Origin of the sequence: Pedobacter sp. AK017 (assembly GCF_014200825.1) — a bacterium.
GTDB classification, from domain to species: domain Bacteria; phylum Bacteroidota; class Bacteroidia; order Sphingobacteriales; family Sphingobacteriaceae; genus Pedobacter; species Pedobacter heparinus.
Window position 1 is genome coordinate 140682 of the sequence record NZ_JACHCW010000008.1, and the last position, 24170, is coordinate 164851.

The 24170-nt window shown below is 44.3% G+C and carries 15 protein-coding genes; 4 read left to right on the forward strand and 11 right to left on the reverse strand.

Going from position 1 to position 24170, the window contains the following annotated elements; all coding sequences use genetic code 11:
- Positions 1-11: 11 nt before the first annotated feature.
- The 7 genes from HDC92_RS13080 to HDC92_RS13110 form a co-directional block, all read right to left on the reverse strand.
- The gene (locus HDC92_RS13080; RefSeq protein ID WP_183875122.1) at positions 12-2801 is read right to left on the reverse strand and encodes a SusC/RagA family TonB-linked outer membrane protein; all 2790 of its coding nucleotides are present in this window, start codon (positions 2799-2801) and stop codon (positions 12-14) included.
- Positions 2802-3009: 208 nt separating this feature from the next.
- Positions 3010-4581 carry a GH39 family glycosyl hydrolase gene (locus HDC92_RS13085; RefSeq protein ID WP_183875124.1) on the reverse strand — a complete coding sequence of 524 codons (1572 nt, stop codon included), beginning with the start codon at positions 4579-4581 and terminating at the stop codon, positions 3010-3012.
- Positions 4578-5780 carry a glycoside hydrolase family 88 protein gene (locus HDC92_RS13090; RefSeq protein ID WP_255484525.1) on the reverse strand — a complete coding sequence of 401 codons (1203 nt, stop codon included), beginning with the start codon at positions 5778-5780 and terminating at the stop codon, positions 4578-4580. The genes HDC92_RS13085 and HDC92_RS13090 overlap by 4 nt, the downstream gene beginning before the upstream one ends.
- A gap of 13 nt (positions 5781-5793) precedes the next feature.
- Positions 5794-7029, reverse strand: coding sequence for a DUF2264 domain-containing protein (locus HDC92_RS13095; RefSeq protein WP_183875128.1), 1236 nt, complete (start codon positions 7027-7029; stop codon positions 5794-5796).
- Between the two features lie 12 nt (positions 7030-7041).
- The gene (locus HDC92_RS13100; RefSeq protein WP_183875130.1) at positions 7042-9981 is read right to left on the reverse strand and encodes a glycoside hydrolase family 2 TIM barrel-domain containing protein; all 2940 of its coding nucleotides are present in this window, start codon (positions 9979-9981) and stop codon (positions 7042-7044) included.
- Between the two features lie 32 nt (positions 9982-10013).
- Positions 10014-13043 (reverse strand): discoidin domain-containing protein, encoded by a 3030-nt coding sequence (locus tag HDC92_RS13105; protein ID WP_183875132.1) that lies wholly within the window; start codon positions 13041-13043, stop codon positions 10014-10016.
- Positions 13044-13060: 17 nt separating this feature from the next.
- Entirely contained in the window at positions 13061-15667 is a 2607-nt protein-coding gene (locus tag HDC92_RS13110; protein ID WP_183875134.1) for a glycoside hydrolase family 2 TIM barrel-domain containing protein, read from the reverse strand.
- Positions 15668-15928: 261 nt separating this feature from the next.
- On the opposite strand from HDC92_RS13110, the gene HDC92_RS13115 reads away from it, so the two are divergent.
- The 3 genes from HDC92_RS13115 (at position 15929) to HDC92_RS13125 (ending at position 19321) form a co-directional block, all read left to right on the forward strand.
- Positions 15929-17320: a sialate O-acetylesterase gene (locus tag HDC92_RS13115; RefSeq protein ID WP_183875136.1), complete on the forward strand. Its 1392-nt coding sequence runs from the start codon at positions 15929-15931 to the stop codon at positions 17318-17320.
- Positions 17321-17381: 61 nt separating this feature from the next.
- Positions 17382-18194 (forward strand): SDR family oxidoreductase, encoded by an 813-nt coding sequence (locus tag HDC92_RS13120; RefSeq protein WP_012781449.1) that lies wholly within the window; start codon positions 17382-17384, stop codon positions 18192-18194.
- The gene (locus HDC92_RS13125) at positions 18194-19321 is read left to right on the forward strand and encodes a glycoside hydrolase family 105 protein (protein ID WP_183875138.1); all 1128 of its coding nucleotides are present in this window, start codon (positions 18194-18196) and stop codon (positions 19319-19321) included. The genes HDC92_RS13120 and HDC92_RS13125 overlap by 1 nt, the downstream gene beginning before the upstream one ends.
- A 9-nt stretch (positions 19322-19330) precedes the next feature.
- Here HDC92_RS13125 and HDC92_RS13130 read toward each other — a convergent pair whose 3' ends face one another.
- On the reverse strand, positions 19331-19774 hold the full coding sequence (locus tag HDC92_RS13130) for a DoxX family membrane protein (protein WP_183875140.1): 444 nt from the start codon (positions 19772-19774) through the stop codon (positions 19331-19333).
- 242 nt (positions 19775-20016) lie between these two features.
- Between HDC92_RS13130 and HDC92_RS13135 the strand changes: the two genes are divergently transcribed.
- The gene (locus tag HDC92_RS13135; protein WP_183875142.1) at positions 20017-20376 is read left to right on the forward strand and encodes a bleomycin resistance protein; all 360 of its coding nucleotides are present in this window, start codon (positions 20017-20019) and stop codon (positions 20374-20376) included.
- Positions 20377-20523: 147 nt separating this feature from the next.
- Here the strand turns inward: HDC92_RS13135 and HDC92_RS13140 are convergent, their stop codons facing one another.
- From HDC92_RS13140 to HDC92_RS13150, 3 genes are all read right to left on the reverse strand, one after another.
- The gene (locus HDC92_RS13140; protein WP_183875144.1) at positions 20524-21909 is read right to left on the reverse strand and encodes a Gfo/Idh/MocA family oxidoreductase; all 1386 of its coding nucleotides are present in this window, start codon (positions 21907-21909) and stop codon (positions 20524-20526) included.
- A gap of 162 nt (positions 21910-22071) precedes the next feature.
- Positions 22072-22512, reverse strand: coding sequence for a hypothetical protein (locus HDC92_RS13145; protein WP_012781445.1), 441 nt, complete (start codon positions 22510-22512; stop codon positions 22072-22074).
- 79 nt (positions 22513-22591) lie between these two features.
- Positions 22592-24112, reverse strand: a complete 1521-nt coding sequence (locus HDC92_RS13150; RefSeq protein ID WP_183875146.1) for a DNRLRE domain-containing protein — start codon at positions 24110-24112, stop codon at positions 22592-22594.
- Between the last annotated feature and the right edge of the window lie 58 nt (positions 24113-24170).

Genomic DNA, 24170 nt, shown 5'->3' on the forward strand with positions numbered 1-24170 from the left:
GTTCTTAGCATTTATAATTTAACATTGAGGCCTATATTGAACGTTCTGCGGAGCGGAAAAATAGAGTTGTAACCTTCCGGGTCGCTATAGTTTAGTTTATCAAAAGAGTATACGTTAAATGCATTTGCAAAAACACGCACACTGTTCAGTTTAATCCTGCTGGTTAAACTGGCCGGTATGGTATAGCCCAAATCTACATTTTGCAGGCGCAGGTAGGCCATAGACTGTACCCAGAAACTTGAGGCGCGCTGGTTATTGGTATTGGTACCGATAGAAAGTCTTGGGTAAGTGGCATTGGCTGCATTGGCAGGGGTCCAACGGTTTAAATGCTGTTCAAATGCCTGTGCATTGCCGCTGTTCTGGAAATCAAACTCCCTGGCATCGGCTACCGAATTGTAACCGCTGGCAAACACAATGTCCCGGTTAGCCACCCCCTGGATGGAAATACTCAGATCAAAGCCTTTTACATTAAAACCGGTAGTCAGGCCATAATAGATCATTGGCTTTTGGGTACCCAATGCCGTTTCATCAAACTGGTTGATGACGCCGTCCCCGTTCAGGTCCTTATATTTAATATCGCCCGGTACAGGGGTATAACCATCTACCGCAGGGCTGGCATTGATATCGGCCTGCGACTGGAAAAAGCCATCGGCCAGGTAACCAAAAACCTGGTCTACGGGTAAACCGGTACGCTTTTGATAGTCGTACTGGCGAAAAATCTCGTCCTGATAAATCACCTTAGACTGCAGGATGGAAATGTTTCCGGAAACAAAATAACCGAAGGAGGCCGATTTACCATTCCAGGAAACACTGTTCTCAAAGCCGCTATACCTGTTTTTGCCTACATTTTCTGCAGTGTACGTTTGCCCGATCAGCTGGATCGTTTTGCCCCTGTTCTGCATTAGGTCGGAATAGCTGTCATTAAAATACTCTGAGGTAATTTTAAATCGACTGGCAAATAGTTCCAGGTCTAAACCTATATTTAATTTGTTGGCTTTTTCCCAGGTTGCATTTGGATTGGCCAGGGGCAGTTCCCTGTAATACCTGGCAACTGCTGGTGTTGAGCCAAAATAATAGGCCGCAGCTGACGCACCATAATCATAATATTGATCGTACACATAGTAGCCTACATTTGCATTGCCCGTGCGGCCATAATTGATACGTGGCTTAAGGATACTGATCCAGGATACATCCTTTAAAAAATCTTCTTTAGCCAGGTTCCAGCCTAAGCCTGCGGCATAAAATAAGCCAAACCTGTTGCCCGGTTTAAAGCGGTTATGCCCGCCATAGCTCAATGCCGCTTCAGCAAAATATTTTTCTTTAAAGTTATAGGTGGCATTACCGGCAATATTGGTATAACTGGCAGGCAGGTCCAGGTTAATGGTGGTCGACTGGTTATCAGCCAAAGCCAGCAGGCTCAGGTTGTGCCCGTTAAAACTTTTATCGTAACCCAGGCTTAACTTACCATATGTGTAAGTACGGCGCGTACCTATAGATAAGGTGGTCGACTGGGCCCTGCTGGTCCCTATTTGTGTGTAAACAGGTGTTCCACTGCCAATATCCAAATTGTACACCAGAAAATCTTTGCTCCTGTCTACCGAGGTAACCACGGTATTGTTATAGGAAATATTTCCTTTAACCCATAGACCCGGTACCAGATCACTTAGCTTTTGTGTAACCTCCATATCAGCAGCCAGGTCCCTTGCGCTTGATTTACGATATCCCGAATTGTTGAGCATGCCGTAAATGTTATTTGAAAAGGTACTGTTGCCCCCCAAAGAACCATCAGGATTAAAAATACTGTAGGCATTGTTTGGGGTATAAGTTATGGCCGAAAAAATGCTGGAAGTAGTACCACCAGGCTGATTGGCATCCTGGATGCGGCCAAAAATATTCAGGCCAATGTTCAGGTTTTTATTGAGGTCTATACTCACGTTAGACCTTACAATATAGCGGTCTACACCAGAATTGGTATTGTACGTATTGATATCTGCAGTATTAAAAAAGCCGCCCTCCCGCTGGTAATCCATGGCCACATAAAAACGGGCAGTTTCATTTCCGCTGTTGATGTTGATGTTAAAACGGTCTAATGCTGCATTTTTGTTCAGGAAAAGTTTACTATAATCGTTATTGGGATGAAATAAAGGATCAGAGCCGGTCTGGTAAGCCAGAATATCGGCAGCGGAGTAAACCGGTGCCAGTCCGTCGTTATTACGGGCTTCATTGTAAAGAATGGCAAAATCTGCAGCAGAAACAGGTCTAGACTTATTGATCATGCTTTGCAGACCATGCTGGGCAGTAAAGGACAATTTAAATGGTGTAGCTACAGGTCTTTTAGTGATCACCTGGATAATGTTACCTGAGGAACGCTGACCAAACATAACGGTAGACAAAGCATCCTTCAGGATGGTGACCGACTCTATCGATTCGGGTTCTATGGAACTGAAATCCCTGGGTACACCATCAATTAAGATCGTAGGGATCTGGCCCCTGATCTTAAAATCAACTACCGATATGGGATCATCCGTTGCCTGAACCCCACTTCTTTGCCTTGTATACAGCCCAGACAACCTGCCTGGCAAAGCCTGTAGAAATGAGGGCGCGGGAGTGGTGATCAACTGTTCGTTATATACGGTAGCAGTTGATTGGAGCAGGTTACTTTTTTGCTGGCTTTTATTGAGCAGGTAAACGCGGCTTGTGTCTACGGCAGCTGTCTGAGAGAAAACCAGTGCCGGCGTTAAAGCCGGGATCAGTAAAAAAAGTAACCGTACTATTTTTCTTTTCAAGTAGTAATTACACATAAATATGTTTTAATAAATGAGGTTTAAATTGACAGTGTTCTTAAAAAAGATAGCTGCATAAGTGCATGCCGGAAAAATGGCTATGCTGCTGAAGTATAGTTTTGCTCATACACTTTTGGTTTAATTTGGTTTGTTTATTTGGTTTGTTTGTTCAATATTAGTCTTTAAGCCAATGATTTGTGCGTGTCTAATCGTTCATAAATACATGTTAAAGGTGTCTGATCAGCTTCAGGAATACGATTTCATTGTCAGAAAGCCGGATAAGCTGTTCAAATTTCCCACCGCTTACTGTTATGGTGCTTTTACGGAATGCAGCTCCGGACGACAACTGCTTTAACCGGCTAACTTCTGCCCTACTTAATTGTTCTGGCTTTCCCATTTTCAGGTAAGCAGTGTAGGGATCATTTTGCCCGTAACCTACCCTGTACTCTTCCAGCAGGTAAGTACCATTCCTCAGATTGGCCACACTGAACCGGACATCATGGTTGGTTGCAGGTGGCTGTACTTTATTAAAGTAATCCTGGTTAAAGCTGTATCCATTTAAGGGATGGGTGTAATTCCAGATCAATGCCTGTACCCCTTGCTCAGATTTACAGACATACGAGCTTTCATCCTCATTTTTCAGCTCTGTATTACCCAGCTCCTTCATGAAATGATAAGCATGATATCCCGGTTTTTTGATATCCTGGAGATTGATCAGTCCAACCCCCCCATGAAAAGGTGTAGGGCCCGGGCCTGCTTCCTCAAAAACATCAGTAAAGGTCCAGTACGACATGGAATTGCTATTGGCAGCAGCCTTTTTTAATACGTGTAAAATATACGCCGCGTTTTGATAAGTATCGTGGATCGGGTCTCTGGACGATGGAGAAGTGTTCCATTCTGTAAAGTGCAGCTCTGCTTTTTTATAGGCCGATGCATTAATGATGGCTCTTACCCGCTTTACATCAATGGCAATGGTGTCACGGATGCTTTTCAGTTGTTGTTTTTTGGTTCCCATCTCGTCCAGTACCGAAGTTGTACCATAATCATGTGTACTCACAAAATCGACAGGTAATCTATTGTTTTCACAATAGGATAAAAACTCAGCGATCCACTTGGTAGCCGAGGTAGCAGGGCCACCCACACGGTAAGCCCTGGAAACACTTTTAACTGCTTTAACGGTATGGGCATATAATTCGAAATAATCAGCCTGGGTTCCATCAAAAAATCCCTTGAGGTCAGGCTCGTTCCATACTTCAAAATACCATTTTTTCACTTCCTCTTCTCCATAACGCTGCTGCCAATGTTTCACCAATTTGGTAATCAGCGTATCCCATTGTGTATAGGATTTAGGTTTGCTCACATTCGCTTTCCACCAGAAAATGGTTTTGGTACCCGATGCCATGTCGGGCGGCATAAAGCCAAATTCGACAAAAGGCCGGATGTTGATGCTCAGTAAAAAATCGTATAACCGGTCTACATATTGAAAATTATAAACCGGCTTACCGGTTTTATCCAGGCTATAAATCCGCATGTCATCGTGCAAAAGGCCGTGAAAACGGATGTACTTAAAATGTACGTCTTTCTGGATCATGGCTAGCTGCTGCTGCCAGTCGGCCCGCAGGCCCTCGTTTGCCCTTCCCGCACCAATACATTCATTAAATACTGTGCTTTTATTTCCGGCAACCGATTTCAGGTCGGCATGGATCTGACGTTTAACCTGTGCCTTTACCGGCTGAACAGAAAGACACAGAAAAAACCCCAGCAACACGGTGCATAGATTTAAAACCAGAGCTCTCATTTTTTACCCAGGTCTTTATAGCGCAGCATGGCCTCTACAAAATAATAATCGGCATAGGTGAGCGGCACATCTATCATGGCGGGCTTAGGCAGGTGCCCCACACTGTGCTTTAAAATAAAGCCCCCGTTTTCTCCGTAAGCAGCTTTAAACCTATCGCTGGATAGGGTACGGATAATGGTTTCCGCTACATCAAGGTATTTTTTTGCCGCTACCGCATCCACATAACCGGCAAGTTCAATTAAAGCTGAAGCATAAATGGCACCTGCAGAAGCATCGCGATAAGCATTAGGGATATCAGGTGCACTAAAATCCCAATAAGGCACTTTATCTTTTGGTAAGTTTGGATTGTTCAAAATAAATTCAGCAATGTGTTTGGCCTGTTCCAAATACTTAGGGTCTTTGGTTTCACGATACATCATGGTATACCCATATAAACCCCAGCCCTGCCCTCTTGCCCAGGCCGACTCATCAGCATAGCCCTGAACAGTTTGCTTTTTATTGATACCTCCTGTTGCCGGATTGTAGTTTACAAGGTGATAAGAACTATAATCTGGCCTGAAATGATTTTTCATGGTGGTATTGGCGTGACTGATGGCAATTTTTGCATAAGAAGAATCGCCGCTCACTTTTGTGGCCCACATGAGCAGTTCCAGGTTCATCATATTGTCGATGATCACCCTGAATTCTCCCGGCTTTGATCCCCATGACATGGTGCAGCCTACTATAGGGTTAAAGCGTTTACTTAAGCTTTGGGCACTGGTTAGCAGGATGTCCTTGTATGCAGCGCTGGGCTTAATGTGATTGGCATTGCCAAAACTGCAATACATCATAAATCCTATGTCGTGCGAATCGATGTATTTTATAGGTTCCATAATCGGTAGTTTGGCCAGGCCGGCCTCATACAATGCCTTGTCCTTTGTACCTTCATACAGGTAAAATAAAGTACCCGGGTAAAAACCACTTACCCAGCTTTTGGGCGTAGTACTTTTTGATCTGTTATTTTCAAAGGTTTCAGGTAAACTATCGGCAGGTACATTTTTCATCAATACTTTATACTGGGCTGCACCATCTTTCAGGTTCCTGTCGATTAGTTTTACCAGGTCTGCCTTAGGTTTATAGTTTAATTTCTGGGCAATGCCGGTACCGGCAGTTGTACCCAAAATAAGTGCGGTTATTAAAATGCTGTTAGTGGTCTTCATGGTTATATTCGGTTTAATTTTCTTTTGGATCAGTATAGGCATGGTCTATTTCTATCATTTCGCCATTCCACGCTTTGCGGGCGGTCCAGTCGGCATTGGCATCCTGCCAGTAAGGATCAGCTGGTGGCAAACCCAGGGCAAGCAATCCCTGTGAACATAAATAAAGGCTGCCTGTAGAGATGTAGTTCTCGCCCAGGTTGGGCTGGTGCCCGTAAAGTCCTATTCTTAACCAGCCATCCTTATCGAATGTTCCCGGCGCCTCAATCTGTTTTTTAATCACCGTATAAAGTGCATAGCGTACCTGCCCGGGTGTTAGCGGTTTTGGTAAGGTTTTCATGAGCGACATCTGGGCAAGTGCCTGAAAGGCGCCAAAACGGTAGGTTAATGACCTGCCTATCGGCGGATAAGTACCTTCAGGCGAGATCAGGCGTTCCTGTATGGCTGCCCAGCGCTGCGCGCGCCCCAGGATCAGCTCATAATAGTTTTTGGGATCCTGCTTGGTTTCCTTAAGTACTTTAAGTACATCCACCAGCATGGGCTGGATCACAAAACTGTTGTAATAATCCCAGTGAAAATTAGGACCATCGCCATATACCCCATCTCCTTTATACCAGAGCAGGTGTTCTTTAATAGCATAATCCAGGCGCATTTTATCACCCGAATTGTCGTATTTCTGCAAGGCAGCTTCTACAGTAGCGCTAAACATTAGCCAGTTGGTATAAGAAGGTTGGATTATCCGGCTCGACCTTAAAGCATCCAGTACGTTTTTACGTGTTTGCGAGTCCAGATTAGCCCATAACTGTTTAGGTGCGCGGATAAGGGCCTGCGCAAAAAATGCAGCATCTACCAAGGGCTGACGGCCCTCTTTGAAATTCAGAAAATCGGCTGCTTTCGGGTCTGTTGCATTTTTAATGCAGGTAACTGCCAGGTCTATGTATTTTTTACGCAGTTTACCTTCTTCTGTATTGTCGGGCCCAAGTTCAAGCCAGGGTGACATGCCTGCCAGCAGGCGGCCAAAAGCTTCCAGGTAAGTACTGTACACCCGGTCTTTAGCCACTTTGGCTTCTACAGGCATGGTACTTTTAAGCTGGTTTTTGCTTAAGGCAATCAGTACAGGATCGGCAATACGCGTAAGTACCGTAACCTCGTAGGCACGCTGCGCCAGTCCGTCAGGTACAGCAGCATTTTTCTGTGCCCATAACCATTGCGGGCTGGCACAAATTAATACGATTAATAATTTTTTATACATTGTGATATTGGATTAATTCTTTTTACTAAATGCAGTTTCAAGGATAACCACACGGCGGTCACCCGAATAGGTCATCTTTACCACCTCAGCATTTACAGGTGTTTCAATGGCTATTTTAGCACCTGCTGGAATGGTTTTATTCACTTCTGCCAGGTCGTTCACTTTTATTTTAAGCTGTACTGGTTCTTTGGCCGGGTTCCATGCTACAGATGTAGCCAGGTTCTGCCCTTGCGGAATGCGGCACCAGAAACTCCCAACCCCTTCGGTACTATCTTTATCTGGCAGGGGCTGCCCGCCAAAGCTTTGTACATACGGCCCGAAAGGACGGCGGCCGTTGGCCACATATTGTATACCCGGACGGGTATTGAAGCCCGAACGGTTGCCGCCTGCCAGCTGGTACCCTTCTTTGGTCACCACAATACCTTTACCCAGGTAATTTGGTGGTACACGCGGGGTTGCATTTACCAGAAACCCACTGTAAGCATCCACCACGATCCCTTTTTCCGTTTCATACTCTCCCCATACAATCGGACTACTGATCAGCTGATGTTGTTCATGACCAGTAGCCGAAGCAGCATAACTGACCATATTGAGCATTATCCTTGCCGCTACCGGATCTACTGAGGTCCGGTTTGAAATGTCCAGGCCACAAAGCAGCAGGCTTCCATTGCCCATAAACTGTTCGGCAATGGCAATACCCTGTAAACCAGAACTGTAATTGGCCAGGATAGCCGTATTCGCCACATCCTCTTTGTTCTCCAAAACAAAACCATCCGTAACGGGCTTGATGGCAGGCAGCCCGGCCTTTGTTTCGTCCCAATTGGTGTAATCAGACCAGATGCGCATGTTTTCACGGGTAATACCTGCAAATAAAGGATGGTTCGGTCTTTCTGCATTAACGTAATACCCATTGCGTGGCGATTTTGAGGAAACAGGATATACCGGATCATCAATATCTACATTCCTGTTTACCAGTTTATGGATGGCCAGCTGGTTTAAGTTGATCATCCGCAGGCTGTCCTGCCGCAAAGCAACTACCCTGCCCCCGCCATTTATAAAATTCCGGATGGCTGTTGCATTACCTGCCAGTTCCTGATCGGCGGCATTTTCGCCGATGATCAGCACCCCCTTTTCAGGCAGTTTGCCAAAGGAACCGATGTTGTTAAATTTCAGTCCCAAAGCAGCTAAAGATTTCCTGGTCTTTCCTTCTTTATCATACAGCAATACACTGCTCTCAACGCTCTCAATGGGTACCACAGCTTTTGTAAAATTATCGTCGGCTATAAAAAGCTTATAATAATTGTGGGATACCTGTTTGCCTGCAGAGATAATTTTACCGGTCAATTCATATTTTCCAGAACTAAGGTCTTTAGGAAGCCGGATGCTGAGTTTCTTTTTAGCCGTACTGTAATAAGGGATATCCCCGATGTTCACACTATCAGAAAATACAATGGTATAGGCTTTGTCCCTGATCTGGTAAACCAGCTTTGCATTTTTAAGGTCTTTAAAATCATTGTCGTCATTGCTGATGTGTGCAACAGGGTTAATTTCTGCACCGGCATACACATTAGGTGTCCAGCATTCCCAGCTCAGCAATACCGGCTGGTAGCTGATCTTGACCTGATCGGTAACCGGCTTGGGTTTCATATCGGCAAACTTTTCAATGGTATTCCAGTTGTAAAAAAGGATAGTGAAAGGGAATACTCCGCTCAGGTCTGGATTTACAGACCGGAGCTGCCGGAAAGACTCTGTTGCCTGCCTTAAAGTAAAGCTCTGGTGTTCATCGGCCAGCTGCGCCTGCAGATCCTGGCGCTCATGCCCTGTCCAGGCCAGCTGCGAACTTGGGTTTTTATGCTGAGGTGTCAGGTTGTACCGTCCATCGGGCCCTGTATAATTGCCCACGCATTCTGTAAACGTAATGGGCATATCTTCCTTTTTAGGATAAGGGACAATTTTGGCATGGTCGCGGATGTGCAAAAAGGTAAAGGGTGAACTGTAATACCAGCCCCAGTACCGGTGAATGTCCAGGATATCACCTGTTTTACCATATCCATAGCCGGCATTGGCAATGTATACACGGGTTTCATCCCATTTTTTAAGTTTGCCAAAAGCATAATCCAAAAATTTCTCCCAGGCATCAGCCCTGCTGCCCTTAAAAGGTGTTTCATTGGTCATGGCATACACCATTAAACTCGGATGATGCGCAATGACACCCAATTTTTCATTTTCGTACCAGGCTACACCTTTGTCATAGTCTTTAGGAAAACCACCGTCGGTTTCATCGCCCACTTTTTCCTGGTCTTTCACCTTTTCGCCGGCCGCGACCTTACCGCTGTAGTTTCCGCCAAACACCATCATACCCAATTCATCGCAGACATCAAACCAGGCTTCTTCATCCGGGATACGGATGATGTTGACATTGATGCTTTTCATATACTTCACGTAATCGAGCGCAAAAGCCCTGCTGGTTTCCAGTTCATCAGGAATTCCCCTGCCCGGTGGATTAATGGCTATACCCCTCAAAAAGATGGGCTTGCCGTTCAGATACAGGTTGCCTTTGCGACGCTCAAAACTTCTGAAACCTGCACGTTCCTTCAACTCAGCTTTTAAGGTTTTGCCACTGTATTGCTGCAAAGTAACATTATATAAAAAAGGGTTATGGGGTGTCCATAAAACCGGCTTTAAATTGCTTACAGTAAAGGCCAGGTGGTTATTGCCTTCATTTACAGCTGTTGTAGCCTTAACAGGCCCCTGCCAAAGTACCTTACCATCTTTAGGCGAGCTGATGAGCAGTTTAAAAGTATTGTCCGGAGCAGTTTTAAATGCACTGCTTACCACTACCCTTACATAATCTACCCCGGTAAAAGGTGTAAGCTGATAGGCAGACTGCGCAGTTGAAAAACTGATCTGGATAAGAAATAAAAAACTAAGTAAAAGGGCTCTTTTCATCATGGTTATATTCGGTTGTTGGTATATGCTTTAAGTTATTTTGAGGTTTCATGCCAGATTTCCAGTTTGGGCTTGTTTACCGACTCCATCGAATTGATTCTTACTTTCCTGCCCTTATCCTCATCATCACCTAGTTGCCTGGTTTCCCGTATCAGTACGAGTGTAAGGCCCTCTTTAACAAGTTTTTTGACCATGCCGGTAATGTCCAGCTGATGGTATTGCTCCTTTCCGTTAAAAGCCAGCTCGCCAGCAACAAAGGCTTTTTCCCCCACACCCTTAATAAGGGCTTCTTTCTGGTCCAGCAATGGCGCATTTGACCAGTTTAATTGTTGCTGCTCCCATTTTGGCCCCGGAATTCCGTAAACATGCAAACGATATGGTCTTTTATTCTGATCAGTTGCCCCACTTAGTCCCACAATGATTTTTTTTGCAGTGGCCAGGTTATTTTTGGAGAGGTTAAAGTACAGGTAAGCGACCTGGTTATTTTCCGGCACAGCAGCGTCAAGCTGCACCGCAAGCTGCTTTGCTGTACCATTACTGAGCAATGCATTTTTACCACCCGCTACACTGGCATCCGCAACCGGATATACGGTAGTCTTAACCAATTTAGCCGATGGGATAGTTAGTAGTACCACACTTTGCGGTGCCAGTTCAAAATTAAAGGTCTGGCTGGCTGGCAGACTGATGTTATGGGTTACTTCACCATAATTTAAAGCGTTTACGGTCTCTGCAGTAACCGGAGTACCTGCGGCAAGGTTTAATGCAGAAAGGTCTACAGACAGCTTATAACTAAAGGTACCGCGCTGAACCAGCCATATATAATAATTGCCGGTTTGCGCATCATAAGACGTATAGGTATCCAGGTCAGTATCGTTTACAGAAACTTTGGTTTGCAGCAGGTTACGCTCATCTTTAAAGCCTTTTGCAAACAGGCGTACCACCTCTCCGGTACGCTGAATACCTGAAACATTAAAATCAGCTTTATCGGAAGGACCATCACCTTTGGCAAATACTTTGATTTCCCTTACTTTCAGGTTGCCTTTATCCTTGCTTATAAAACGGATTTTGCTGGTATTTACCGGCTGTTTAAAAATACTGAAAATCTGAGCATACCTGCTTTCTTTTTCTGCTGTACCGGGAATGTCCAGCCATTGTCCCTGACTAAAATATTGTAGTTTAAAGTTTTTTATGCGGTCTGGCGCAGTATATATCCCTCCTGCAGAACCGGTGTAGACTACCGAACTGCCTAGGGTATGTACAGTTCCAAGATCTATCTCTATCCATTTTTCACCCTCGGTAGCTGATACCCAGGCCGAGGCATCGGATTTGTCACCATCGGTAACTACTGCTGAGTTGCTTGCTGAGTTGCTGGTTTTAACCGGCTTCCGCAGCGCCAGGTTTTGATAGGCATCTTCCACAATACGCCTGCCCTGCCAGATGTAATGGTGTCCCGATTTGATACCCCTTGCATAAGGGCCGCTTGCTGTATTGGCAAACTTAAATGCCCACATCCCATAACCTGCATTTTTCATGTTGTTGGAATAAATGCCCGCCCATTCTGTAAATAATGAGGGATCGTCCATGGTCTCTTCCTTATCAATCAGGTAAGCGTTCATCCAGCGGCCGATTTCGGTATATACAATGGGCAGTGAAGCTCCCTTTGGATGGTGTTCCTGTATAATTTTACGGATATTGCTGATCCTGGACGCATAGCCTATGGCCGGCGAGTTATAAGAATGGGTAGAAAAAATCTCCATCAGGTCCTTATCCACCTGTTTGCCATGGTAATCTGTACGGATGGCTTTAGCTACGGCCGCCCACCAGTCTGTATTCTGACCGGCAGTTACCGGCCCTACAAATTTTGCCTCCAGCTTTTTGCCATACTTTTTATTCACGTCGGCTACGGCGCTGTGTATGGCATCGGAAGTGATCTGCATCCCCATGATCCAGTCGTCCAGCTTCATAGGACCGGCGTTTCTGTGATTTGGTTCATTCTGCATCGCAAACATGCTTACATCCCCGGTTTTTGCCGAATGGTAAGCCAGGGCATAATACCGCTGCCATTGCTTCCATTTATTTTCCCAAGTATCTTTAAAATCGGTACTCCCCACCTGCAAAACCACGGCAATGCCCAAACGTTTCAATTCTTTTAAAGCATAATTGTATACCATGGCATTGGTAGAGGATGAGTCCGGAAGGTCATATAGTGGTGTCAGCTCATCCCATTTCAGGTATTTATTGTGCTCAGGGCTGGTACGCAGTTCATTTTTTCTTTTGTCAAACACTTCAACCGAGGTTATACCCGGATCAACCTGCACGGTTCTTTCTGGTACAAAAGCATTCAAAGCTGCCCAAAGGCGAACACTGTTTACATTGGCATATTCCATCCAGCCCGAGACATTTGTACTTGGCAAATAATAGCCCTGGTTATAGCCTACAAACTTCATGGTTTTGCCCACAACTTTCGGTGTAACTTTAACGTTGGCGCTTTGGGGGCCTGTTAATTTCTTTTGCTGCAGCACATTGGCATTGCCGGTTGGTGGTGCCGGCATGTTGGCTGCAACCGAGCCAAAGGCCTCTATTTCCATAATACTGATGGGCTCTCCATCGTCACATACCAAACGGATCTTAAAGGTAGTTACTGCTGGCTGAAACTTCATCACAACAGTGGTCAATCTGTTTTCATGTACCTCAGCCTTCGGGAAATCTGTCCAGTTGGCATCATCCCAGTATTGCAGCTTAAAGTTCTTTACCGACCAGAAACCAGCGGCCTGGCTCATTTCATCCGGCTTCTTTTCCTGGTCCATAATACCACTATGTATCCGCAGCTCATTCACATTATAGTAGGTATTGAAATTGATTTCAACAATATGCGGTGCTTTGGCAACAGCTGCCCGCCAAACCGATGACCGGGATATCTTACCATCTACGATATTCCCGGCAGGATGCCCCTCAGCTTCAGAAGATACGGTAACTTCTTTATGTAAGGCAATATTTTGCTGCTGCGCCCTAACAGTGGGGCAAGCAAAACAAATAAACAGCAACAGGTATATTTTAATATTCATCTTTTTCTTTTAACGCATTACAATGCGGCCTTTAATTTAATCCCGCTTAAAACAGCTTTGCCTTTTATGGCCTTAAAGATCACCTGTAAGCCTGTGCCATTGCTTACACTGATCCTGTATTTTTTCCTTACGGCAACACCAAAACCATATTGGGCCGTTAGGTCCAGGTTTTCGATCAGCTTATCCCCATTTACGGATACTTCAAAAATCCGTTCATTTGCCGGGATCTTGTCGCTTTCAATAAAACACAGCTCCAGTTCATACCTTCCGTCAGGCACATCAAAACGATAGCCCTTGATGTCATCCTGGTAAGTATAGAAAAGCGGACTGTCGTTGGTATTCTTCTTTACCGTTTTAATGTTAAGCATCGCAGGGCTTCCACCAATATAACCAAAACTACCCGTTTTATAAGGCCGGTCTTCCAGCCAGATATGATCTGAATTGTCCAGATATTGGGCATTAGAACCCACATTTACTGCCAGTTGTGAGAAAGGCAGTGCAGTATTTTTAAGGTTTTCCGTGTAAACATCATAATTCAAGTTAAGGTGATCGTTCACCAGGCCTTTAGCCGATTTACCCCTGGCATCAATATCATTTACACCTTCATTTAACTTCACTTTCCATATCATTTTTTTTACGTGATCTGGTTGCTTTGCTCCATACGATACACCGTTCACCATCAGGCTAACTTCGTCCAGATTGGAATAAACTTCAATGGTAGCTGTGCTTCCGGACAGGCCTGCCCTGTGCGTCCAGTCGCGCGAGGCGATATAGACCATCGGTTCAGCATTCCAGTTGGCCTTATAAAGATAATAGGAATCTTTAGGTTTTCTGTCCCAGGTTACCATTCCTTTCTGGTTCATGTTGTTGCTTACCCCACCCACGTTAGGCTGTGAAAAATCGAACTGGTTCCATATCGCTGTTCCGGCAAGGTAAGGCATCTGCTTCATCTGGCTTAAATAAGATTCATGGTACAAGCGCTGGTACTGTCCTGTGAAATCAAAGCGTTGCGGTTTTTCGGTATTGACCCGGTTATCTGCCTCCGCACCATATTCACTGATAAACAAAACCTGCCTGGGGTTTTGCCGGTGCTTGTTATCTATCGTAGGTTTAAATTCTTCCGATTTACCGCTGTACCAACCGTTATAGATATTATAACTGGCCAGCTGCGGAATGTCCGACAGCCCATACTTATCATAATCGTCTCCCATATGCATCGCCATAGTACTGTACCGGTATGGGTCTTCTGCCCGTACTGTGCTGTCCAGCTTTACCGCATACATTTTCACCTTATTTACATAAGCTGCATTTTCCTGTACCTGTATGCGTTCCGCTTTCTCGCTCCACAACAACACTTCATTCATGGAACCCCATATAATTACAGATGGATGGTTATAATTCTGTCTGATCATTTCTTTGATCATTGTTTTTGAGTTTTTCAGGAACTCGGGCACCGGGTTCATGTAATTTACCAGCGGAATCTCTTCCCATATCAGTATGCCCAGTTTATCGGCCAGTTTCAATACTTCAGGTGCCTGTGGATAATGGGCCAGTCTTAAAAAATTACAGCCCATATCTTTGATCAGCTTTAAATCACGGTAATGGTCTTCGGCCGATAGGGCATCACCATGATCTTTCATGTCCTGATGGCGGTTGGTGCCTTTTAAGACCAGTTTTTTACCGTTTAAACTAAAACCCTTATTGGCATCAAAGCTAAACCAGCGGAAACCCAGCGGGTTGCTTAGTTCATCAATCACCTGGCCACTTTCTATCAGCCGGCTTTTTACAGTATATAAATAAGGCTTATCGGGCGACCATAACTCAGGATTTTTAAGTGCACTGGCATCTAGTGCAAAAACCAGTTCTTTGCCAGGAGCAACAGTGTAATTTTTACTTACTCTGGCTACTTCTTTTTGCCGGGCATCATAAACAACATGCAGCATTTCAAACTTTCGTTCTATACTGTCGTCATTGCTTACGGTACCTTTGATGTTAACCGAGGCACGGCTGCTGTCTACCTTCGGGGTGCTGATAAATACGCCTGGAGAACCATGGTCCAACATTTTAAAATGAAGTTTATTGGTACTGATGAGCCAGGCATCACGGTAAATACCTCCATAAGAAGCATAACCAATAGATAGCGGCGGTATAAAGTTGTCCTGGGCATTGTTCAGCTGAACAGCAATCAGGTTTTCTGTTGGGGTATCGCCCAGCTTAACCAAGTGGGTAATATCGAAAGTAAAAGCGGTATAACCACCTTTATGCTGCCCTGCAAATACCCCATTTACATATACATCGGCCACCTGGTAGGCACCTTCAAAATTCAGATAGATCTTTTTGCCCTGAAACCGCTTGTCAAGCATTACCTTTTTCCGGTACCAGCTAATGTCCCTCCTGGAAGTCTCGTCATCGTCAAAAGGATCTTTTGCATTCCAGGTGTGGGGAATGTTTACCGATTGCCATTTGGAATCATCAGCTTTTGGTCGCTGTGCAAAATCTGCCCCCTGGGATAAATATTTCCAGCTGTCATTTATGGACCATTGTAACCTGGGCTGTTGCTGCCCGGATGCAGAAGTATATACATTGCTCAATAAAAACAGATACATCAAAAGCCTTCGGATCATGCGCTTCTTAAAATAGATTTAGAATTGGGTTATTTGGTTGTTGCAAGGTATAACGTTGCAGGGCCAATTTTACAGGCTAAATGAAGCATAAGTACCGTACTAAATGATCAATCTGCATTTTTATATAGCATGAAGGCCCAATCGCCCGCTTTTTTAGGTTTACAGTTCCTGATGAAGCATGCCTCCTGTATATCTGACTTAAATGACCTGCACATTCAAAGCCTTTGCGGCCTATCTTAGCCTAAAATCAAATTATATACAATGCGTATACCCACTTTTATCTTGCTGGCTTTATGCTTTAGTCTGCAAGTTGCTGCCAAAGTCCAGTTACCTTCAATCTTTACCGATAACATGGTATTGCAGCAGCAATCGGCAGTAAGGCTATGGGGACTTGCCAAACCCAATGCCAGGCTCAGTATTGTGGGTAGCTGGGATAAAAAGGCCTATATCCTACAGGTTCCGGCCAGCGGCAAATGGAATTTAAAGATACTGACACCTAAGGCCGGCGGCCCTTATACTCTTGGTTTTAATGATGGCAGCCTGCTTAGCCTGCAAAATATCCTGATTGGCGAAGTATGGTTATGCTCTGGCCAGTCAAACATGGAAATGGCTTTAAGGGGCAATTCCTCCCCTATATTAAATGCCAGCGAAATTATTCTAAATGCTGATAATCCCAGTCTACGCTTATACCGGGTAAGCAGGGCAGCAACCCTTGCCCCCACAGCAGAGTTGAAAGGACAATGGATGGAATCAACATCAGCAACAGCCCGCGATTTCAGTGCCCTGGCCTTTCAGTATGGTCAGATCCTGCAAAAGAAATTAAAAGTGCCCGTGGGCATCATCTTATCTTCAACAGGGGGTACCATGATTGAGGCCTGGATGAGCAAAAACAGCTTAAATGCCTTTCCTGAAGTTAAAGTGCCGGAAAGTTTAGATCCGGCCCAGGCCGTGCATAAAGAACCCACTGTATTGTATAATGGTATGATTGCACCTCTGCTTGGTTATGGAATAAAAGGTTTTTTATGGCTGCAAGGCGAATCTAACCGGCATGAGCCCGAGCTGTATGAAAAACTTTTTCCGGCAATGGTGGCCGACTGGCGCAAAAACTGGGGCCTCGGTGATATTCCTTTTTATTATATCCAGATTGCCCCTTACGGGGGTACAGATAAAACCCGCAGCGGCCCGCGTTTGCGCGAGGCCCAGCTTAATGCCGCTAAAATAATCCCCAACAGCGGAATGGTCTCTGCCCTGGATGTGGGTATGGAAACCGATATCCATTTTATGGACAAAACCACACTTGCCCAGCGATCGGCCTATTGGGCACTGGGTAAAACTTACGGCATTAAAGGCATCGGTTATCAATCGCCCGAACTGAAAAGCATGGAAATTAAAGGTGACACGGCAGTCCTTACCTTTAACTATGCCCCTTACCTTACCTCGTATCGGAAACCGCTCACTTTATTTGAAATTGCAGGAGAGGACAAAAAATTCTACCCCGCCAAAGCTATGATCAAAGCCAATCAGGTTAACGTAAGCAGTCAGGACGTAGCCAGACCAGTAGCCGTACGATATGCCTATAAAGAATGGGTAAAAGCAGAGTTGTTTAACAACGACGGTTTACCGGCTTCTTCTTTTCGTACCGACAACTGGTAATTGATCATACAAAAACTTAACTTGTAACACTAAAACTCATCTAAAAAAGAAAATTTAAGATATGAACCCTTTCAGTTTAAAAGACAAAGTAATTGTAGTTACCGGAGGTACCGGAATATTGGGGCAAGCCTTTATTGAAGCCATTGCCGCAGCGGGCGGCATTGTAGGTATACTGGGCCGCAATATGGAGGTAGCCCAACAACGTGCAGCACAGGTAAACAGTATGGGTGGCAAGGCGCTTGCCTTAAAGGCAGATGTATTGAAAGAAGAGGAGCTGGTAACTGCCAAGGATAAAATATGGGAGGCTTATGGCCGGATAGATGGCCTGGTGAATGCTGCAGGCGGCAATATGCCCGGTGGGGTTTTACAGCCGGGGGCAGACATTTTTAAACTGAGTATTCCCGGCATGCGCGAAGTGGCCGATCTGAACCTCTGGGGCACCCTTAATCCTACCCAGGTATTTGGCGAAGCCATTGCCCAAACAGGAAGTGGCAGTATTGTAAATATTTCGTCTATGGCGGCCGATCATGCCATTACCAGGGTACTGGGCTATAGCATGGCCAAAGCAGCTATAGACAATTATACCAAATGGTTTGCAACAGAGCTGGCCATCCGTTATGGCGATGCCATCCGGATGAACGCCATAGCCCCCGGCTTTTTCATTACCGAACAAAACCGGACATTGCTTACCCAGCCAGATGGATCGTATACAGAACGTGGTAATTTGGTGATCAAAAAAACACCGTTTAGCAGGTTTGGCAACCCCGATGAGCTTAAAGGCGCACTGGTATGGTTACTGAGTGAAGAATCTAAATTTGTGTCGGGCACCATCATTAAAGTTGATGGTGGTTTTTCTGCATTTAGCGGGGTATAATGATGAAAACAAAGGGTATTTTTCTGTTGATTTTAAATTTGGTGCTGAGTTTTGGTTTTTACAAATGCTATGGACAAAGCAGTCGGCCCGCCATAATGGAGACCATGAAAAAAGTAGCCAGATGGCAGGTAGACAGCATTAAACAGCATGGCTGGCGACATGCAGAAGACGACTGGACCAATGGTACCCTTTACACCGGCCTGATGGCGTACGCCCAGGCATCTGGCAACCGTTCCTATATTGATTTTTTGCGTAAGGAGGTTGGCGAAAAACTAAACTGGCAGATCACCAAAGACTCTTTGCGTTATTTCGCCGATTTCTATTGTGTAGGCCAGCTGTACACTGAGCTTTACCTTCTGGATAAACAGCCCCGGACGATCAAAGATTTTCGGCAACTGGCCGACACCCTGCTGGCACGGCCGCATACAGAATCGCTGGAATGGATCAATAAAATCAACAGAAGGGAATGGGCCTGGTGTGATGCCCTGTTTATGGGCCCGCCTGCCCTTGCCCTTCTGGCCAAAGCTACCGGCAATACCCAATACCTTGACCTGAGCAATAAACTCTGGTGGAAAACGACAGCTTATCTTTATGATAAGGAAGAACATTTATTTTATCGCGACAGCAGGTTTTTTGACAGAAAAGAAGCCAATGGTAAAAAGGTATTCTGGGCACGCGGCAATGGCTGGGTAATGGGCGGTATGGCAAGGCTGCTGGACAATATGCCGGCAAATTATCCCGACCGGCCGAAATATATACAGCTCTTTAAAGAAATGGCCGGTAAAATAAAAACATTGCAGCAAGCCGATGGAAGCTGGCGCACCAGTTTGCTCGATCCGGAATCGTACCCTTCAAAAGAGACCAGCGGCACTGCGTTTTACTGTTATGCTTTGGCATGGGGCATCAATCATAAAATACTGGATGCCAAAACCTATCTGCCCGTAGTATGGAAAGCATGGCATGCACTTACCACCAGCATAACAGCTACAGGTATGCTGGGCAATGTACAGCCCATTGGCAATAAGGCAAAGGCCGAAATCAAAGCCGATGATACCGAGGTGTATGCCATTGGTGGATTTTTACTGGCGGGAACGGAGCTGATGAATACATCTCCCATTCCCAGGTAATTAGCCAACTCATTGAGGATTGTTTATACCTGGTGATTTACCAATCAGCTGCTTTAATGCCCCGGTTGACCATAATGTCAAAAGTATGAGCACAGGCTGGAAGAAAAGTCGTATCAAACGTTTGGTATCGGTATCCAGGCCAAATGCATCTCGGTGTTCGGTATACTGGGCAATGTTGCCAGGAAATACCAGTACATAAAAAATAGCAAGAGCAATACCAATCCTTATTCTTTGCCCGCGCCAGAAAATCATTGCTACTCCTAATAAAATTTCTATAATTCCCGAAAGGATGACCACAAGATCTTTGTTTAGGGGAATCCAGTCTGGAACCTGTGTCTGGAATTCCTGCAGCTGAATGCTGAGGTGGCCAATACCTGCTAAGATCATAAACAGGCCAAGGATAATCCTTGCAAGGTTTTGCAGCTTGGAAGTAGATTCAATTGTATTGACCATGATAACTTAACAAACTAAAAGTGTGTTTGTTAGTCTGATTAAAAAAACCTGCTCATTTGGTTTTAGTAATGCTTAATTATCCCCCTACAACAAAATTTCACTAATTTGTTTAATCAAATGAAATTTTCGAATGATAAAGGGGAATAGTTACCTTCCGGGAAGACCTGTAGAACAAATTTTTACATTGGAAGAAGGATTGGCTTTAGCGCCGGAAATTGTACATTTTTGAAATAAAAAAGAATATGCTTACAGAAATTAACCCAAAACTTCCAATGCGTGATAAAGCCATCACGAGAGATTTTTATGTAAATAAGTTAGATTTTAAAGAAATTGGAAGTGCCGATTTTAAAGACTATCTGATGGTTCAACGAGATAATGTACAAATCCACTTCTTTGAATTCGAAGAACTTGATCCAAAAGAAAATTATGGGCAGGTTTATATCCGCACAAATGATATAGAAGCGCTTTATAAATCGATGCTGGACTCCAATCAAACTATACACCCAAATGGAAGTTTGCAAATCAAACCCTGGGGACAAAAAGAATTTTCAATGCTCGATCCAGATAGTAACCTGCTTACATTTGGACAAGGGGTAATCTAAATTATTTGTATTTTTTAGGAGGGATTCCTTAAAAAGATTAGCTATCAGAAGCTAATGTGTATAAACTCCGTACTTAAAGTACGTATCAGATTTGAAAATTAGCCTTCTGCGAAACGGCATAGGTGCTGTTTCACAGAAGGCTAATTTTTACTTAAGATGACTTAAGGTAAGGTCAACCTGTTTGTTCGTTTTCCATGAACCACCTGTAAAATCGGGCACATCAATAGAATTGGAACGGTTGGCTACTGATATTTCACTTAATGGCTTTATCGAGCTCCAGGTAGCCGCATCATATACGTCCATGTCCAAAGGCAAACCGTTGCGCAAACAATCGATCAGGCGCCAGTCCATCATGAAGTCCATCCCCCCATGTCCACCAACTTTTTTTGCCATTTCACCAATTTTCTTTACAATGGCCGGCTGATATTTTTCTTCAAGCACTTTCATTTCTTCCGGTGTTACCCAGTTTAAATGATTGGTAGCAATTCGTGCAGGAAGCGGGTATTTCTGGGCGATGGCTTTGGTACCGCTGATGGTGTGTAACCTTGAATAAGGGCGTGGTGAGGTTACATCGTGCTGGATCATAATGGTTTTACCCTTACTGGTCCGGATGGTGGTTACATTCATATTTCCCCGGAAACTTTTGCCAGCAAATTCTTTATAAAAATCATCCTTTGCAGCAAGTTCATTAGCCTTAGCGGCCATCATAAAATCATTACTGGATACTGATACCAGATAATCCATCTTATCGCCCCGGTTAATGTCCATTGCCTGTGCAACAGGCCCTAACCCATGTGTAGGATATAAGTTACCGCTTTTGTAATTGTCTTTTAAACGCCACATGCCCTGATACTGTGTTTTGGAGAAGTTTTCATCCAGCAGATCATGTAAATAAGCGCCTTCTGCATGAACAATCTCGCCAAAGAAACCCTGACGTGCCATATTTAAAGTAAGCAGTTCAAAGAAATCATAACAACAGTTTTCCAGCATCATGCAATGCTTTTTTGTCTTTTCAGAAGTTTCGACCAATTGCCAGCACTCTTCAAGCGTTTCGGCTGCAGGCACTTCCACAGCAGCATGCTTATCATGTTCCATGGAGAATACTGCCATGGGGGTATGTAAATTCCATGGTGTAGCGATGTAAACCAGGTCGATATCATTGCGTTCGCACATTTTTTTCCATTCGTTTTCCCCTCCGGTATAAAGATCTGGCGTATGTGGGGTATTTGCGATATTTCTTTTGGCAGCCTGAGCTTTTTCAGGTCGTAAATCGCATATGGCTTTGATTTCTACACCTTCTATTTTACTCATCCTTGTTACTGCTGAAGTTCCCCGGTTACCTACTCCTATAAAACCAACGCGAACGGTTTGTAATTTTGGGGCAGCATAGCCAGACATGTTGAATTTTTGGGTATAATTCCGGTTATGCATTTTTATACCAGTACCAGCACTTGCATTTCTGGTAGCGCATCCTGCAAGAAGCCCTGCCCCTGCAATGCTGGTCAGTTTTAAAAAATCTCTTCTATTGTTCATTTGTGTATTGGTTATGGTTGATATTTAGTATTTAACAAATCCAAATTAGTCATTTAAATTTTTTGGAGAAACCCATATATTTACACAAACGTTTGCGTAAATATGTATTCAGCTTAAGGCAACACTGCTTGGGGGAAATGCAGTGCGCCTTATTGGTATTTATTAAGGACAGTGCGGACCTGCTCCGGTGTAAGGACTTCCGATCCGATTGGTTTCACCGCATGGTGTCACCGCTCTGACGTCAAGATCATGCCATCCGCATAAGGGCTCTGTGTCTAAATAAGGCACATAAGTTGTTGTTAGATAGGCATCATCCTGGTACCATACATAGTATAGCGCATCAGGTACGGCATTCGTCGATACATTTATAATACCTGTTGTTATATGAGTAATGCCATCCAGATATTGGAATGTGGTAAGGGCATTGGAAAGGTCACAGGTATCTGTTTTTAATGTAGTTTTTGTGAATTGTGCAGCTGGTTTTACAACTGCTGATGTATCCTTTCCTTTATAGGCGTTAAAAATTACGAATGCCATCAACAAAGGAATGGCTAAAAATACTCTTTTGTAGCCGGATGATTTAAATTTATTAAAAATATTCATGGTATAATGATTAGTGTTTTGCCTACTCTGTTATTGATTTTCGGCTTCCTCATTTGTTGTCCCCCAATTTATATTGCTGTTAATGATATATAAATAACTGGGGTCTGTTGGCAGCGGCAGCATTCTCTTTACTATAGAAATTACATTGCTTGTCCTGGTTTGCGGTCATATTCAATTGCAGGGAAACGATTTTGTCTCCGGCTGCCTGCTCCTGTACATAGCCTGTTACATCAAATTCATGGTATTTGTTCAGGCTGTTGACCCAGGTTGATGCGAGCTTGACGTTGACTACAGCAGGGGCATTGTTCCAGGTAAGCCCGGTTTCGGTCCATGCATCGCCATTGCCGTAACAATTAATGGTGCAGGTTCCTGTACCTGTTACATTGGAATTGCCAAATACCCGGAGTTTTGCACTTTTAATGGGTTGGGTAATGCTGTTTAAGTCAAATTTAAGATAGGTTTTATAAGAGCTGTTTACTGCGGGGCTGGCGCGCTGTACGATCAATGTGGCGGTGCCATAGTTTACATTCCCATTAACGCCGTCTCTTACATGTGCATCTGCAACAGCATTGAGTGCAACGGGATAAACATAGGGAAAGGTAAACATGGTATGGGTAAACTGTTCATTTGCCGCTGTAAGATACTGGTTTAGATATGGGGAATAGGACTTGGTTTCTACTACATTGAGATCCGGCCTGAACTTGAGTATACGGAGAAATCCTTCTCCCCCATTCGGCTCTCCCTGGTAATCTGCCAGGTATAAGCGTGTAACATTGCCATTGGTTGTTGCCGTATTGGATACCCTTGCGCTGATATGGCCACCATACATCATGAACAGGTTTGGGCGGTATTTGATTTTATTATACAACAATGAAGCCTGGGAACTAAATGCACCTGATCCGTTGATGACATAATGCGTTACAACAATTGCTTTCCGTGACGAGTGGGTAGCCAATATTTCGTCGACCCAGTTGTTCAGGGATAATCCATGTGCTTCTGTAGCATCGTATTCTACATGGATTACGATGAAGTCAATACCTCCAGCTGTAAATAAATCATAATGGCTATCGTTGTTGTTGCTGCTTGGGCCTAAATAATTGCCGCCATAATGGGTACGGTTATGGAACTCTGTTCTTCCAAACCTTGCATTGTATTCTGCAGTGGAATTGCCTCCGGGAGTCCCGTTTGGATATTGATCATGATTACCCACACTTAAACCATATGGGATTCCGGCAGCCGATAACCTCGCGTATTGGGTTTTTGCTTCGTTCCATTCCGAAACATTATTCCCATTGTCTACAATATCTCCAAGCCCGCCCACATAAACGATGTTCTGACTGGTTTTATTGGCAATGATCCAATCGATTTGTTTGACAAACATGGAGTAAGTGCCTCCATGACTATCTTCATCCATATAATACTGGGTATCTGGTATAAAAATAACCGTAAAATCAGTTGCTGCAGCTGCCTGGAGTGATGTCGGCGTTTGTGTGACAGACTGTTTACGGCTGTTGGCGGATTCAGCTGACTGGGTGTTGCCAGCCTTTTTGCATTGTGAAAAGCACAATGCAATTGTTAAAAACAGGAATACTTTTTTCATTTCTAAATAGATTATGTTAATGATGATGATATTTTCCCTAATTTCTCCGGCACTGTAT